15 protein-coding genes are annotated in these 14,188 nt (G+C 60.4%); 7 read left to right on the top strand and 8 right to left on the bottom strand.

Annotated features, from left to right (window positions below; translation table 11 throughout):
• Positions 1-17 precede the first annotated feature (17 nt).
• The 3 genes from ACA060_RS22710 to ACA060_RS22700 all read right to left on the bottom strand — a co-directional run bounded on the left by ACA060_RS22710 (position 18) and on the right by ACA060_RS22700 (position 1,801).
• On the bottom strand, positions 18-614 hold the full coding sequence (locus tag ACA060_RS22710; protein WP_010457614.1) for a superoxide dismutase: 597 nt from the start codon (positions 612-614) through the stop codon (positions 18-20).
• A gap of 176 nt (positions 615-790) precedes the next feature.
• Positions 791-1,393, bottom strand: a complete 603-nt coding sequence (locus ACA060_RS22705; protein ID WP_109634398.1) for a LysE/ArgO family amino acid transporter — start codon at positions 1,391-1,393, stop codon at positions 791-793.
• 6 nt (positions 1,394-1,399) lie between these two features.
• Positions 1,400-1,801 (bottom strand): ACT domain-containing protein, encoded by a 402-nt coding sequence (locus tag ACA060_RS22700; RefSeq protein ID WP_497313323.1) that lies wholly within the window; start codon positions 1,799-1,801, stop codon positions 1,400-1,402.
• A 96-nt stretch (positions 1,802-1,897) separates the two neighbouring features.
• Here ACA060_RS22700 and ACA060_RS22695 point away from each other — a divergent pair, with 96 nt between their 5' ends.
• The 4 genes from ACA060_RS22695 to ACA060_RS22680 all read left to right on the top strand — a co-directional run bounded on the left by ACA060_RS22695 (position 1,898) and on the right by ACA060_RS22680 (position 5,947).
• Positions 1,898-2,791 (top strand): LysR family transcriptional regulator ArgP, encoded by an 894-nt coding sequence (locus tag ACA060_RS22695; protein WP_109634394.1) that lies wholly within the window; start codon positions 1,898-1,900, stop codon positions 2,789-2,791.
• Between the two features lie 54 nt (positions 2,792-2,845).
• Positions 2,846-3,838 carry an NAD-dependent epimerase/dehydratase family protein gene (locus ACA060_RS22690; RefSeq protein ID WP_497313321.1) on the top strand — a complete coding sequence of 331 codons (993 nt, stop codon included), beginning with the start codon at positions 2,846-2,848 and terminating at the stop codon, positions 3,836-3,838.
• A 120-nt stretch (positions 3,839-3,958) separates the two neighbouring features.
• Complete coding sequence (locus tag ACA060_RS22685; RefSeq protein WP_497313319.1) at positions 3,959-4,831, top strand: ATPase; 873 nt, start codon at positions 3,959-3,961, stop codon at positions 4,829-4,831.
• A gap of 267 nt (positions 4,832-5,098) precedes the next feature.
• Entirely contained in the window at positions 5,099-5,947 is an 849-nt protein-coding gene (locus ACA060_RS22680; RefSeq protein WP_497313317.1) for a cache domain-containing protein, read from the top strand.
• 136 nt (positions 5,948-6,083) lie between these two features.
• Here ACA060_RS22680 and ACA060_RS22675 read toward each other — a convergent pair whose 3' ends face one another.
• Together ACA060_RS22675 and pobA are read right to left on the bottom strand one after the other, a co-directional pair.
• Positions 6,084-7,601, bottom strand: coding sequence for an MDR family MFS transporter (locus ACA060_RS22675; protein WP_497313315.1), 1,518 nt, complete (start codon positions 7,599-7,601; stop codon positions 6,084-6,086).
• 80 nt (positions 7,602-7,681) lie between these two features.
• Positions 7,682-8,875 carry a 4-hydroxybenzoate 3-monooxygenase gene (gene pobA, locus ACA060_RS22670; protein WP_497313313.1) on the bottom strand — a complete coding sequence of 398 codons (1,194 nt, stop codon included), beginning with the start codon at positions 8,873-8,875 and terminating at the stop codon, positions 7,682-7,684.
• Positions 8,876-9,054: 179 nt separating this feature from the next.
• Here pobA and ACA060_RS22665 point away from each other — a divergent pair, with 179 nt between their 5' ends.
• On the top strand, positions 9,055-9,951 hold the full coding sequence (locus ACA060_RS22665) for a helix-turn-helix domain-containing protein (RefSeq protein ID WP_497313311.1): 897 nt from the start codon (positions 9,055-9,057) through the stop codon (positions 9,949-9,951).
• 9 nt (positions 9,952-9,960) lie between these two features.
• Here the strand turns inward: ACA060_RS22665 and ACA060_RS22660 are convergent, their stop codons facing one another.
• Both ACA060_RS22660 and ACA060_RS22655 read right to left on the bottom strand, forming a co-directional pair.
• Complete coding sequence (locus ACA060_RS22660; protein WP_176457761.1) at positions 9,961-10,137, bottom strand: hypothetical protein; 177 nt, start codon at positions 10,135-10,137, stop codon at positions 9,961-9,963.
• Between the two features lie 219 nt (positions 10,138-10,356).
• The gene (locus ACA060_RS22655) at positions 10,357-11,262 is read right to left on the bottom strand and encodes a LysR family transcriptional regulator (protein WP_497313309.1); all 906 of its coding nucleotides are present in this window, start codon (positions 11,260-11,262) and stop codon (positions 10,357-10,359) included.
• A 115-nt stretch (positions 11,263-11,377) separates the two neighbouring features.
• Between ACA060_RS22655 and ACA060_RS22650 the strand changes: the two genes are divergently transcribed.
• Entirely contained in the window at positions 11,378-12,265 is an 888-nt protein-coding gene (locus ACA060_RS22650; protein ID WP_497313307.1) for an MBL fold metallo-hydrolase, read from the top strand.
• 221 nt (positions 12,266-12,486) lie between these two features.
• Positions 12,487-13,101, top strand: a complete 615-nt coding sequence (locus tag ACA060_RS22645) for an NAD(P)-dependent oxidoreductase (protein WP_497313305.1) — start codon at positions 12,487-12,489, stop codon at positions 13,099-13,101.
• Between the two features lie 194 nt (positions 13,102-13,295).
• Here the strand turns inward: ACA060_RS22645 and ACA060_RS22640 are convergent, their stop codons facing one another.
• Entirely contained in the window at positions 13,296-14,177 is an 882-nt protein-coding gene (locus ACA060_RS22640) for a LysR substrate-binding domain-containing protein (protein ID WP_109634376.1), read from the bottom strand.
• Between the last annotated feature and the right edge of the window lie 11 nt (positions 14,178-14,188).

The following is a 14,188-nucleotide window of genomic DNA, read 5'->3' as shown; positions in this document are numbered from 1 at the left end:
TCTGTCTGGCATCGAGCTTAAGCCTTGAAGGTTTTGCCTTCAAATTGCTCAGCCACGAATTTCCAGTTGACCAGGTTCCAGAACGCTTCGACGTATTTTGGACGAACGTTGCGGTAGTCGATGTAGTAAGCGTGTTCCCAGACGTCGCAGGTCAGCAGCGGGGTGTCGCCGCTGGTCAGCGGGTTGCCGGCGCCGATGGTGCTGGCCAGGGCCAGGGAACCGTCAGCCTTTTTCACCAGCCAGCCCCAACCGGAACCGAAGGTGCCGATGGAGGTTTTGCTGAATTCTTCTTTGAACTTGTCGAACGAACCGAAGGAAGCGTTGATGGCTTCAGCCAGCGCGCCGGTTGGTTGACCGCCGGCGTTTGGCGCCAGGCAGTTCCAGTAGAAAGTGTGGTTCCAGACCTGAGCGGCGTTGTTGAAGATGCCGCCCGAGGAAGACTTGACGATTTCTTCCAGGGTCTTGCCTTCGAACTCGGTGCCTGGCACCAGGTTGTTCAGGTTCACGACGTAGGTGTTGTGGTGCTTGTCGTGGTGGTATTCCAGGGTTTCCTTGGAAATGTGCGGCTGCAGGGCATCGTGTGCGTAGGGCAGCGGCGGCAATTCGAAAGCCATGATGATTCTCCTAATCAGGTCAGTTGCGGTGAGCGCAAGGCCGATCACGGGCGGCCAGACAAGCGCCGGGGAGTTTGTACTCTTTGCGGCGCATCGGATCGGATCATAGCACCGGGGGTGCGGCATAACCACGCAACAACTGTGTGGAATAGAGGTTCCAGAGCCTTTTGGAATAATCAGGGTGCGACGATTAATTGAAACGCGACGGCAAACATCATCACCGCCACCAGCAGATCGAGAATCCGCCAGGTGCTCGGCCGTGCCAGCCACGGCGCCAACCATGCGGCACCGAGTGCCAGGGTGAAAAACCACAACAACGACGCGCTCGCGGCGCCCACCACATACGCGCCGGGCTCGGTTTGTTGGGCTCCGAGTGAGCCGATCAACAACACCGTATCCAGGTAAACGTGCGGGTTGAGCAGGGTCACGGCCAAGGCGCTGAGCATCACCGCGCGCAGCGAGCGCACGGTCTGGTTTTCACCTTGTTGCAGACTTTGTTTCGAGCAAGCCCGACGTAACGCCTGACTGCCATACCAAATCAGAAATACCGCGCCACCCCAGCGGGCGACCGCCAACAGGGTCGGGTTTTGCGCCAGCACCGTCGCCAGGCCGAAGACGCCGGCGGCGACTAATAGGGCATCGCAGGTCACGCACAGCGCCGCCACCGGCAGGTGATGTTCGCGCCGAAGGCTTTGCGCCAGCACAAACGCATTTTGCGTGCCGATCGCCATGATCAGCCCGGCGGCCACCAACAGGCCGTTCACATAACTTTGCCACATAAGGTTTTACTCCGCGTTGGCCGCCAGGTCCCGCAGCACTTGAAGGGCGCGCTGGGCATCGGCCTGACCGACGAATAAATGGTCGTGGTAGTAACCAGCGATCACGTTGCAGCTGATGCCGGCCTGGCCCAATGCCGTGGCGAACTCGGCGGTCAGGCCGACGGCTTCAAGGGCCGAGTGCACGTTCAAGGTGATCCAGGCCGCGACATAGTCGAAGGTGAAACCGGCCTGTTCCGCGTGGGAACGTTCCAGAATCACGGTCAGACCTTCCTGCTCGCGAAAGCTGCCGACGATCTCAAGGCCGGCGGGCAACTTACCGTCGCGCAGGGTGCAGAACACGTATTCGCCGTCGTTGAGCTGCGGGCTCATGCTGCGAAGAAGCGTTGCCAATGAAGTTTCGCCAGCCATGTTGGTGATCCTTGTTCAAGAGTTCTTGCTGGCCATTCTCCGGTGCAACGCTGTATAAGAAAAACCAATCATGCTGATCGCTCATTAGGAAAACTGATGTTCGACTATAAATTGCTTTCTGCACTGGCCGCGGTGGTCGAGCAGGCCGGGTTTGAACGCGCCGCGCAGGTGCTGGGCTTGTCGCAATCGGCGATTTCCCAGCGCATAAAGCTGCTGGAGGCTCGGGTCGGCCAGCCAGTGTTGGTGCGGGTCACGCCGCCGGCGCCTACCGAGATTGGTCGGCGGCTGCTCAACCATGTCCAGCAAGTGCGTTTACTTGAGCGGGATCTTCAGACGCTGGTCCCGGCGCTGGACGAAGAAGGCCTGCCGGAACGCCTGCGCATCGCCCTGAACGCCGACAGCCTTGCCACCTGGTGGGCCGCAGCCGTCAGTGATTTCTGCGCCGAGCAACACTTGCTGCTGGATCTGGTCGTCGAAGACCAGACGGTGGGCCTCAAACGCATGCGCGCAGGCGAAGTGGCTGCGTGCATCTGTGCCAGCGAGCGTCCGGTGGCGGGCGCGCGCAGCGTGTTATTGGGCGCCATGCGTTATCGAGCGCTGGCCAGCCCGGCGTTCATCGCCCGGCATTTTCCTGAAGGCGTGCGCGCTGACCTGCTGGCGAAAACCCCGGCGCTGGTGTTTGGCCCGGACGATTTCCTACAGCATCGCTACCTCGCGTCCCTCGGTGTCGATGGCGGTTTCGAACACCATTTATGCCCATCGTCTGAAGGCTTCATTCGCCTGACCGAGGCTGGACTTGGCTGGGGCCTGGTGCCTGAGTTGCAGGTGCGCGAGCAACTGGAGCGGGGTGTGTTGCAGGAGCTTTTGCCAGATAAGCCCATCGATGTGCCGCTGTACTGGCATCATTGGCGCAATGGCGGTCAGTTGTTGGGGTTGCTGACTGATCAATTGGTGCGTTCGTCGAAGCAATGGCTGGTGCCGTTGGACTGACGGGCAGCGTCAAGACTCACGCATTACGCAAAACGAAAGACATCGGAGCTCTACATGAAAATTCTGGTCACCGGCGCAAGCGGCTTCATTGGCGGACGCTTTGCGCGTTTTGCCCTGGAGCAGGGCCTGGACGTGCGGGTCAACGGTCGCCGGGCCGAAAGCGTCGAACACCTGGTGCGCCGTGGTGCCGAGTTTATCCCGGGCGACTTGAGCGACCCGGAGCTGGCGCGCGAGCTGTGTTCCGATGTCGAAGCGGTGGTGCATTGCGCCGGCGCGGTGGGTTTGTGGGGGCGTTATCAGGACTTTCATCTAGGCAACGTGCAGGTCACCGAAAACGTGGTCGAGGCCTGCCTGAAGCAGCGCGTCCGGCGCCTGGTGCATTTGTCGTCACCGTCGATCTACTTCGATGGCCGGGATCATCTGGGGCTGACCGAAGAGCAGGTGCCGAAACGTTTCAAGCATCCTTACGCCGCCACCAAGTTCCTCGCCGAGCAAAAGGTCTTCGGTGCACAGGAATTCGGCCTCGAAACCCTGGCCCTGCGCCCGCGTTTCGTGACCGGGGCCGGTGACATGAGCATCTTCCCGCGTCTGCTGAACATGCAGCGCAAGGGCCGCCTGTCGATCATTGGCAACGGCCTGAACAAAGTCGATTTCACCAGCGTGCAGAACCTCAATGAAGCGTTGCTGAGCAGTTTGCTGGCCAGTGGCTCGGCCTTGGGCAAGGCCTACAACATCAGTAACGGCACGCCGGTGCCGTTGTGGGATGTGGTCAATTACGTGATGCGCAAGATGGAAGTCCCACAAGTGACGCGCTACCGTTCCTACGGTCTGGCCTACAGCGTTGCCGCGCTCAACGAAGGGGTGTGCAAAGTGTGGCCGGGGCGTCCCGAGCCGACGCTGTCGCGACTGGGCATGCAGGTGATGAACAAAAATTTCACCCTGGACATCAGCCGCGCCCGGCATTATCTGGATTACGATCCGAAAGTCAGTCTCTGGACAGCCCTTGATGAATTCTGCGGCTGGTGGAAGGCTCAGGACATCCGCTGACTTTGCGGTGACAAACCTGCCAGCACTGAACCGAGTTTGGCGTTGAGGGTCAATCGGTGCGGCAGTGGGGTTTATACTCGCCGCCTATAGCCATCACCGCGTTCCACAAAGGTTGACTCAATGTCCATGCGTAACGATGCCAACGACGACTTCGATTTACCGAGCCTGCGCGCAGACGTCCCCGATGACGATGATTTTCCGACCACGACTCGCACCTCCGTGCATTCGCGGACAGCGCCGGTGGTCAAGGTCAAAAGCGCCAGCACCGGGCCTCTGTGGGCCTTGGTCGGCGCCTTGTTCTTTGCGTTCGCCGGCCTTGCCTGGTGGAGCTTTCAGCAGATATCGCTGATGGAGCAGCAACTGGTGGCGACCCAGGAAAGTTTCGCGCGTATCAGTGAGGACGCGGCGGGGCGCTTGCAGGACATTTCCGGAAAGGTGGTCGCCAGCCAGACCAACGTCACCAGCGACAGCGAAGCGCTGAAGCTGCAAATCAAGCAGCTGGAAAACCAGCTGCAGGATCAAAGCAAACAGCAGCAAGGCGTTGTCGGCCAGACCAGCGATCTGGACAAGCGTCTGGCCCAAATGACCGCGCAAACCTCCGATCTGGATAAACGCCTGGCGCAAGTGACCGCCCAGAACACTGAACACCAGACCGCCAGCACGCAGTTGCAGGCGCAGGTCAAAGCCTTGAGCACCGAGTTGACCGCGCTTAAAAATGCCCCGGAAGACACCAGCAAATTCGACGCCCAGCTCAAAAGCCTCGGCGCCGACATCGTCGCGCTGAAGAAACAAGGCAACCCGAGCGCCGCCATCGAGCGTCTGGAGCAAGACATGATCGTGCTCAAAAGCCAGCAGGACAACCGCCCGGCGGCTGCGCAAGGCGTCACCAATACCGCCGAGTTCGACGCCTTCCGCGGCCAGACCACCCGCAACATCAACACCCTTCAGGCGCAGATCCAGAATCTGCAGCAACAACTGCGCGCCAGGCAGTAAGTCCTGTGTAGCAGCTGTCGAGCCTGCGAGGCTGCGTTCGGCGGCGAAGCCGTCGTGAAATCAGGCGATGTGTTTTTTCTGGTAAACCGCGTTCTCAGGGTTTACGACGGCTTCGCCGCCGAACGCAGCCTCGCAGGCTCGACAGCTGCTACGGAGCCGGAGGAGTTCTTCGGTAGCGGCTACGTGTTCTGCGCTTTGCTGAATATTCGTACATATCCCCAACCCGTCTACGCTCTTGAAACACCGACAAGAACGAGGGGATGCGCTATGGGGGTTCTGCACAAGTTGGCCGTGCTGGGCGGGATGCTGTTGCTTTGCGTGGGGCAGGTTCAGGCTGCAACGGCGGAAAAGGACGACAGCCAGGCCGCCAGGGCCTTGCTGGAAAAAGCCCTGGCTTACTACCACGACAACGGCGACAAGGCCTTCGCGGCGTTCAGCCGTCAGGGCGAGTTTGTTGACAAGGATCGTTACGTCTTCGTGGTCGATACCAAAGGCGTGATGCTCGCCAGCGGCGGACCGTCTTCGGCGTTGATCGGGCGTGATGTGTCTGAAACCCTGGGGCCGGATTTGCAGAAAGCCTTCAAGGACGCCTTGAAAGTGCCGGAGGGCAATGGCATCCAGCAAGCCGAATATCGCTGGCAGAACTGGTCCGACGGCAAGGTCGAGCGCAAGCATGTGTTCTATCAGCGCGTTGGCCAGCGGATTCTCGCCGTGGGTTACTACCTGCCACGGGCATCGGCGGAGCAGGCAATGGCCTTGCTGAACAAAGCGGCGACCGACCTGGCCAAGGACGAGAAGGGCACGCTGACCGCGATCAATTCCCTCAAGGGCGGCTACTTGCAGGATGACCTGTACGTGTTCGTCGTCGACCTGGACACCCAGCGATACGTGGCCCACGGCACCAACTTGCGGCTGATCAACACCGACTTCGGCAAGATCAAGGACCCGGAAGGCAAACCGGTGGGCGAGCCAATCCTGGCGTTGATTGCCAAACAGGATTACGGCGAATACGAATACCGCTGGAAAAACCCGGTGACCGGCAAGGTGGAAGACAAGCATGCCTACCTGAAAAAGGTCGGGCATTTTCTGGTGGCGGTGGGTTATTACAGCCCTTGATTCTTTGGTGTCTGTGAGGACGCCATCGCGAGCAGGCTCGCTCCCACAGTAGATCTCCAGTGTTCACAGCATTTGTGGACGACAAAGATCCATTGTGGGAGCGAGCCTGCTCGCGATGGCGGGCAACTCGGTCTATCTACCGAACCTTATCTTCTCGCCCCCGCAACACCCTGTTCGGCATCGCAACCGCCGCCGCCAACCCCAGCAACGACACCGCCGCACTGACCATCAGCAAATGCCGAAAGGTCAGCAGCAACTCAGCGCGCAGGGCGTTCTGCGCCTCCCCCGGCGCAGCGTTCAAGCCATCCAGCAACACATTCCCCGAACGGCCCTCGGCAATCACGGACGAACCGGCCAGGTGGGCGAAGCTCGAATCCTGCAACAACGCCAGCAACAGCGCCGACATCAACGCCACTCCCACCGCGCCACCCAGCGAGCGGAACAGGTTGGTGGTGCTGGTGGCGACGCCGATATCCCGTTGTTCCACCGAATTCTGCGTGCCGACCAGGGACGTCGGAAATTGCATGCCACTGGCGATTCCGCTGAGCAACATAAACAGACTGCTGAACAAGAAGGCCTGGGGCGGACTTAACGCCATGCCGAGAATCGAGATCGGCATCAGCACCGCCCCCGTCAGGATCATCGGTTTGTAGCGCCCGGTCACCGACGTGCGGCGGCCGGCGAAATAAGCCCCGATCGGCAAGCCCATGGCCAGCGGCAACAAGTGCAGTGCGGCGCTGTCGGCCCCGGCGCCGGTGACGCTCTGGAAGCGCAGCGGCATCAACACAATCAGCGAGATAGCCTGGAAACTGGTGAAGAAAATCGTGCACCAGCACAGGATTGCGTTGCGGTTGGCGAACAGGTGCATCGGCAGCAGCGGCTCCCGCGCCCGGCGCTCATGCCAGACGAACAGCGCCAGCACCAACACCGCACACCCGAGCAAACCCAGCACTTCGGCGCTGCGCCACGAATGACCCTGACCGACTTCGGTGATGCCCAGCAGCAAAGCGGTCAAACCGATGATCATCAGGAGCGTGCCGAGGTAATCGATGATTGGTTGGCGTTGCGGCACTGGCAAACCCACCAGCGTGCGATTGGCCACCAGCCAGGCACCGAGGCCTAGCGGCAAGTTGATCAGAAACACCCAGCGCCACGACAGGTATTCGGTCATGTAACCGCCGAGCACCGGGCCAGCGACACTGGCCACCGCGTACATGCTGCTGAAATAACCCTGATAGCGACCGCGCTCCCGGGGCGGGACGATGTCGCCAATGATCGCCTGGCTGACCGAAATCATCCCGCCCGCGCCGATGCCCTGAATGATCCGCGCCAGCACCAGTTGCTCCATGCTCTGGGCCATGCCACAAAACAAAGAGGCGAGGGTGAACAGCCCCATGCCGAACAGCATCAACTTGCGTCGGCCGTACAGATCGCCGAGTTTGCCGTAGATCGGCACCGCTACAGTCATCGCTACCATGTAGCCGGATATCACCCAGGCCAGCAGGCTGACGTCCTTGAATTGCGCGGAGATGGCCGGCATTGAAACGGCGACGATGGTCTGGTCCAGCGCGCCAAGAAAGATCGCCAGCATCAGGGCGATCAACACGCTGCGAATGGCCGGTTTGGGCGTTTCAGGCTGGTTGAGATTGGTCACGGCTGGAAACCTGCGGGCAGTGATTGACCCGCAAGTGGCAAGGCGAGCGGGGATGCTCGCCAGTGTAAGTCGATAGTAGGCTATTCGATAGCCTCATAAGGAAGACCGACGTAATTTTCTGCAATGGTTTTTCGACCGGCCTCGGAGTGCACGAAGTAGTCCAGTTCCGACTCGTTGATGCGCTGGCTGAAGGCGTCGTGGTCGTCGAAACGGTGCAGCATCGAGGTCATCCACCAGGAAAACCGTTCGGCTTTCCAGACCCGGCGCAGGCAAATTTCAGAGTATTTCTCCAGCAAGTCCACACGCCCTTCGCTGTAAACCTTCTGCAAAATGGTGAACAAGGTGCTGACGTCGCTGGCCGCCAGGTTCAGGCCTTTGGCGCCGGTGGGCGGGACGATGTGCGCGGCGTCGCCGACCAGGAACATCCGCCCGTACTGCATCGGCTCGACCACAAAACTGCGCAGCGGCGCGATGCTCTTTTCGATGGACGGCCCGGTCACCAGGGAGTCGGCCAACGCAGCAGGCAGGCGCGATTTGAGCTCATCCCAGAAGCGCTGATCCGGCCAGTCCTCGGCTTTCTCGTCCACCGGCACCTGCAGGTAATAACGCGTGCGAGTTGCCGAGCGCATGCTGCACAGGGCAAAACCGCGCTCGTGGCGGGCGTAGACCAACTCCTCGTGGACCGGCGGCGTATCGACGAGAATCCCCAGCCAGCCAAACGGATAGACCCGCTCGAAAACCTTCACGCACTCTGCAGGAATCGACTGCCGCGCCACGCCATGGAAGCCGTCGCACCCGGCGATGTAGTCGCAGTCGAGGCGATACGTCTCGCCATTCTTCTCAAACGTCACGAATGGTTCTGCGGTTTTCATCCCGTGGGGTACGACGTTGTCGGCCTGGTAAATCGTCTGCGCGCCTGCCTCCCGACGAGCGGCCATCAGGTCCCGGGTGACCTCGGTCTGGCCATAGATCATCACGGTTTTGCCACCGGTCAGGGCGTGCAGATCGATGTGTACCCGACGTCCGTCGAGGGCCAGTTCGAAGCCGCCATGGACCAGCCCTTCGGTGTCCATGCGATGACCCACCCCGGCCTGTCGCAACAGCTCTACCATGCCTTGTTCGAGGACACCGGCGCGGATTCGGCCGAGCACATAGTCCGGGGTCTGGCGTTCAAGGATCAAGGTGTCGATTCCGGCATTATGCAGCAACTGGCCGAGCAGCAAACCGGAGGGGCCGGCGCCAATGATGGCTATTTGGGTTTTCAGTATTTTCATTGTTCTTATGACTCGCAAGCTTCACGCGACCAAGGCCGGTGAATGATTTTTATGGATCGAGTGCTTGCATTTTTCCCTTGCGGGTCTGTCAATTGAAGGTGAAAACTGAGCCGATACCTGTACATTCTGCCAATCGGTGCGATTATCGCCCGTAACCCTTTGAGGCCTGGATTGAAGTGATGAACAAGCCTGACCTGCCTTCGATTCCAGTGTTCAAGCTCTACGGTGAAAGCCTGGACTGGCCGACCCCCGACTTGCTGCACTGTGAAACCATTTCCAAACGCAGCCGCGAACACCAATGGGAAATCAAACCCCACCGTCACGCCGATTTGTGCCAGTTGCTCTTCGTATTCAAAGGTCAGGCAGAGCTTGAAATCGAAGGCAAACACACGCAACTGACAGAACCGGCCATCCTAATCCTGCCGCCGTTATCGGTGCATGGTTACCGGTTTTCCGAGGACGTCGAAGGGTTCGTCGTGACCCTCGCCGCGCCGCTGATTGCCCATCTTCAGGCGCAGCTGGGCAACTCGGTGAACGCGTTGGCCCAGGCCGAAAGTTACCCGGCGGGCAAGGAAAGCGAGTATCTCAACAGCCTGTTTTCGGCGCTGCAAGACGAATATACCGGCCATCAGCCCGCGCGCGAGATGCTCATGCATTCGCTCGTCAGCGTGATCATGGTGTGGGTGAGTCGTCAGGTGATTACGCGTCGTGCCGCCAGCCAGCGTCCGCAACGGGCCCGGGAATACCTCAACGGTTTTATCCAGTTGGTGGAAGAGACTTACCGCCAGCACGTCAAGGTCGAGGACCTGGCGCATCGGCTGGGGATTTCCGTGTCGCACCTCAACGGCACCTGCCGTGAGCTGGCGGGGCAACCGGCGTTGCAGATCATGCACGAACGTCAGTTGCTGGAGGCCAAGCGCTTGCTGACCTACACCAGCATGACCATTTACGAAATGTCTGACGTGTTGGGGTTTTCCGATCCGACCAACTTCACACGCCTGTTCCGGCGTCGAGTGGGGATATCGCCCAAGGCGTTCCGCGACCGCTTGAAGGCCGATCAGGACAACGAGGCCTGATCGCCTTCGTTACCGAAGGGCGTTGAGGGTCGCGTTGTGGGGAATGCAGCGCTCGAAGTTGCAACTCGCGTAATCGCGGGGCAGTTGCCGCAACTGCTCGACACGCCAGGCAGCGGTGCCATACAGCGCCAGCGTCGCCGCGCAGGTGATGAAAATGGCGAGGTATCTTCTTGTTTTGGTGTTCATGGCGTTGACCTCTGAACGAATACCCTTCGGTATTACTTTCAGCATAGGTCAGCGCGGGTGAGTTGCCAGTGACAGAGGCTGCGCATGTACCCCGCCATTCAGAACATTGATTAACCCCTGTGGGAGCGGGCTTGCTCGCGAAGAGGCCGTGTCAGTCGACATCATTGTTGAATGACCGACCGCCTTCGCGAGCAAGCCCGCTCCCACAAGGGGATTCGGTTACAGACCAATATCCCATGCCGGTTCTTCGGGGAATCTGAGCACCAGAAAATCCAGCATGCTGCGCAGCGCCGACGGCATGTGCTTGCGTGAGGCATACACCGCGTACACGCTCATCTGCCGGGGCTCGGCGTGGGGCAGCAGGCGAACTAGCTCGCCACTGTGGAGATGCACGCCCGCCTGATAACTGGGCAGCATCGCCACACCCGCCCCGGCGAGGGTGGCGCGCAGCAGCGTGCTGGCTTCGTTGGCGCTGATGTTGCCCTGCACCGGCACCGACACCGGCTCGCCGTCCTCTTCGAAATGCCACAGGCTTTTGCCGAAGTAGGAGTGAGTCAGGCAGTTGTGCTGGCTCAAGTCCTCGACCCGTTGCGGTGTCGGGTGTTCGCTCAGGTAAGCCGGGGAGGCGCAGATCACCGAGCGGCAGACCGTCAGTCGCCGGGCGATCAGGTTTGGGTCCAGGTCGTTGCTGGTGCGGATCGCCAGGTCGATGCGTTCATCCACCAGGTTCACCGTGCGGTCGAGCATCTGCATGTCGATGCTCACGCCAGGATAGCGTTTGACGTACGCGGCCATGGCATCCGCCAGCTGCGCCTGGCCGAACGAAGTGCTGACGCTGATGCGCAGCAGGCCGCGTGGCGCCTCGTCCGGTTCGCTGACGGCGGCTTGCATGTCGGTGGACAGGTCGAGCATCTGCCGACAACGGGGCAGGATTTCACTGCCAGCGGCGGTCAGGCTCAGTTTTCGCGTGGTGCGGTGCATCAGACGTGCGCCGACCCAGTCTTCCAGCTCCGCCAGATAACGCGAAACCACCGGCCGTGACAGGTCCAGATGATCGGCGGCGGCCGACTGACTGCCGAGGTCGACCACTGACACAAACACCCGCATTGCTTGTAGACGATCCATGATTTGCCCGCTTTCAGAAACAAACTATGTTCAAGCATCGCATTTTTTGTACTGAGTCAGGCAACTAAGCTCTGTCCCCATCGCCAGACACGGCATTTGGATTACGGAGCAACAGATGATCGGCTTCACCTCTCTCAAGCGCATTTTGCTGGCCACCGCCACCCTCGGCTTCGCGGCCCACGCCGCGGCGGCATCGACCCTGACCCTGGACGTGTACAACCCGGGCGACAAGGCGATCTTCCCGGTGACCTCGGTCCTGGTCAGCGGCGAGAAAGAAGCGATTCTGGTGGACGCGCAATTCGGAAAATCCCAGGCCGAACAGGTGGTCGAGAAGATCCGCGCCAGCGGCAAGCAACTGACCACTATCTACATCAGCCATGGCGACCCTGATTACTACTTCGGCCTCGACACCCTGACCGCGGCATTCCCGAACGCCAAGGTGCTGGCCTCGCAGCCCACCGTGGATCACATCAAGCACACCGTCGACGGCAAACTGGCGTTCTGGGGCCCGAAAATGGGCGCCGACGTGCCGGCCAAAACCATCGTGCCCAGTGTACTCAAGGGCGACAGCCTGATGCTTGAGGGGCAAAAGTTGCAGGTGGTGGGCCTGGACGGCAAGCAGCCGGACCGCACCTTTGTGTGGATCCCGTCGATCAAGGCCGTGGTCGGTGGCGTGGTCGTCGCCGAAAACATTCATGTGTGGATGGCGGATACCCAAACCGCGCAATCCCATGCCGATTGGTTGACTACGCTGCATGCCATCGAAACCCTGAAACCGAAAACCATCGTGCCGGGGCATTACCTGGGTGAGAGCGCCCGTTCGCTGGCCGCCGTGCAGTTCACCGCCGATTACATCAAGGCCTTCGATGAAGAAACCGCCAAGGCCAAGGATTCCGCCGCGCTGATCGGCGCGATGAAAAAACGCTTCCCGACCCTGGGCGAAGACAGCTCGCTGGAGCTGAGTGCGAAAGTCGCCAAGGGTGAGATGAAGTGGGGTGAATGAGTTTATGGGGTGACGGGATTAACTGTGGCTGTTGGGGTTGTCTGTGGCGAGGGGATTTATCCCCGTTCGGCTGCAAAGCAGTCTCAAAACCTACAAACGCAGCCTGACTGAGTAATTGCAGGGGACTGCTGCGCAGTCCAACGGGGATAAATCCCCTCACCACAAAAGCCCTTTCGCCACGCAACTTTGCGCAGATTCACCCAAGCCAACTGGAGAACGTCATGAGCAAAATCGCAATCATCGGTGCCACCGGCCGTGCCGGCAGCCAATTGCTGGAAGAAGCCCTGCGTCGTGGTCACAGCGTCACCGCCATTGCGCGGGACACTTCTAAGATCGGCCCGCGTGCCGGGGTGGTCACCAGAAACGTCGATGCCCTGGATGCCGAAGCGTTGCACGCCGCCGTCGAAGGCCATGACGTGGTGATCAGCGCGGCGCACTTCGCGACCCTGCCGGCCAGCGCCGTGGTCGGGCCGGTGAAAGAGGCCGGGGTGAAACGCCTGCTGGTGGTGGGCGGTGCGGGTTCGTTGTTGCTGCCGGATGGCACACGGGTGATCGACAGCGAAGGCTTTCCGGAGGAGTACAAGGCTGAGGCCAGTGCCGGGGCTGAGTTCCTTGAGGCTCTGCGTCAGGAAAAGGATCTGGACTGGACGTTCCTGTCGCCGTCGGCGGAGTTTGTCGAAGGAGAGCGCACGGGATCGTTTCGGCTGGGCAAGGATGATTTGCTGGTGAGCAGTGCAGGGCGCAGCTTGATCACATTTGCTGATTACGCGATTGCGCTGATCGATGAAGTCGAAGCGCCGAAGCATTCGCGGCAGCGGTTCACTGTCGGGTATTAAGCTGAAAACCACCCCTCACCCCAGCCCTCTCCCCAGAGGGGAGAGGGGAAAGGGGGCAGATCCGGGGCTGTTCAAAACTTGAGTTCGACTCGATATCTCAGGTCGCAAAATTTCGACCAGACAACCCGGTCAGTCCCCTCGCCCCTCTGGGGAGAGGGTCAGGGTGAGGGGTGGATCTAAAGGACACACCACTTTCACCGCGATTGAGCCTGCTCCACCAACCACCGCATCAATTCGCGCAACTTTGGCGAAGGCCCGGGTTTTTCCGGGAACACCAGGTAATACGCCAACCCGGTCTTCACCTTCAGTTCAAACGGCATGACCAGCCGCCCGGCGCTCAGGTCATCGCCAATCAACGACCAATCCCCAATCGCCACACCGGTCCCCTGGGACGCCATCGACATCGCCAGGTCCAGGGTTTCGAAGTGCTGGCCCTTACTGACATTGCTCAAGCGAATTTCCGCGCTGGCCAGCCAGGCTTTCCAGTCGCGCTCATCGCGGGTCGGGTGCAACAGCATGTGTTGTTCCAGATCCTCTGGCGCCTGCAACGGCACCGGTCCTTCGAGATACGGCCGCGAGCAGACGGGCGTCAGTTGCTCATCGAACAGCCGATGGGACTCCAGTGACGTCTCCGGCGGTACGCCATAAATCACCGCCGCATCGAACTGCTCGCGATGAAAATCCACACCGTGTTTCACCGTGGTGGTCAATTCCACCGGCACATCCGGCCGCTCCCTTTGCCACTGCACCAGGCGCGGCAAAAGCCAGCGCATCACGCAGGTCGGGGCCTTGAGTTGCAGGGTTTCGCGCTTCTCGCCGATCTGCTCCACCGCCTCGTCGATCAAGCCGAAAATCTGCTGCACCCGTGGCAGCCACTCCCGTCCTTCGGCGGTCAAGTCGAGGCCGCGGGCCTGGCGGATAAACAGTTCATAACCCAGATGTTCTTCCAGCCCGGCGATCTGCCGACTCACCGCGCCTTGGGTGATGTACAGCTGTTCGGCGGCCCGGGTGAAGTTGCAGCACTGCGCGGTGATCAGAAAAGTGTGCAGCGCCGGCAGGGGAGGCAATCGTTTCATTGGGATCCAAG

Source organism: Pseudomonas sp. LBUM1671 (assembly GCF_059695685.1).
Note: the sequence above shows the minus strand (reverse complement) of the source record. Positions and strands in the feature narration are given on the sequence as shown.

Bases quoted from the DNA above. Each gene is read 5' to 3' on its own strand.
- ACA060_RS22710 (WP_010457614.1), bottom strand. From the start codon at position 614: ATGGCTTTCGAATTGCCGCCGCTGCCCTACGCACACGATGCCCTGCAG.
- ACA060_RS22705 (WP_109634398.1), bottom strand. From the start codon at position 1,393: ATGTGGCAAAGTTATGTGAACGGCCTGTTGGTGGCCGCCGGGCTGATC.
- ACA060_RS22700 (WP_497313323.1), bottom strand. From the start codon at position 1,801: ATGGCTGGCGAAACTTCATTGGCAACGCTTCTTCGCAGCATGAGCCCG.
- ACA060_RS22695 (WP_109634394.1), top strand. From the start codon at position 1,898: ATGTTCGACTATAAATTGCTTTCTGCACTGGCCGCGGTGGTCGAGCAG.
- ACA060_RS22690 (WP_497313321.1), top strand. From the start codon at position 2,846: ATGAAAATTCTGGTCACCGGCGCAAGCGGCTTCATTGGCGGACGCTTT.
- ACA060_RS22685 (WP_497313319.1), top strand. From the start codon at position 3,959: ATGTCCATGCGTAACGATGCCAACGACGACTTCGATTTACCGAGCCTG.
- ACA060_RS22680 (WP_497313317.1), top strand. From the start codon at position 5,099: ATGGGGGTTCTGCACAAGTTGGCCGTGCTGGGCGGGATGCTGTTGCTT.
- pobA (WP_497313313.1), bottom strand. From the start codon at position 8,875: ATGAAAATACTGAAAACCCAAATAGCCATCATTGGCGCCGGCCCCTCC.
- ACA060_RS22665 (WP_497313311.1), top strand. From the start codon at position 9,055: ATGAACAAGCCTGACCTGCCTTCGATTCCAGTGTTCAAGCTCTACGGT.
- ACA060_RS22660 (WP_176457761.1), bottom strand. From the start codon at position 10,137: ATGAACACCAAAACAAGAAGATACCTCGCCATTTTCATCACCTGCGCG.
- ACA060_RS22655 (WP_497313309.1), bottom strand. From the start codon at position 11,262: ATGGATCGTCTACAAGCAATGCGGGTGTTTGTGTCAGTGGTCGACCTC.
- ACA060_RS22650 (WP_497313307.1), top strand. From the start codon at position 11,378: ATGATCGGCTTCACCTCTCTCAAGCGCATTTTGCTGGCCACCGCCACC.
- ACA060_RS22645 (WP_497313305.1), top strand. From the start codon at position 12,487: ATGAGCAAAATCGCAATCATCGGTGCCACCGGCCGTGCCGGCAGCCAA.
- ACA060_RS22640 (WP_109634376.1), bottom strand. From the start codon at position 14,177: ATGAAACGATTGCCTCCCCTGCCGGCGCTGCACACTTTTCTGATCACC.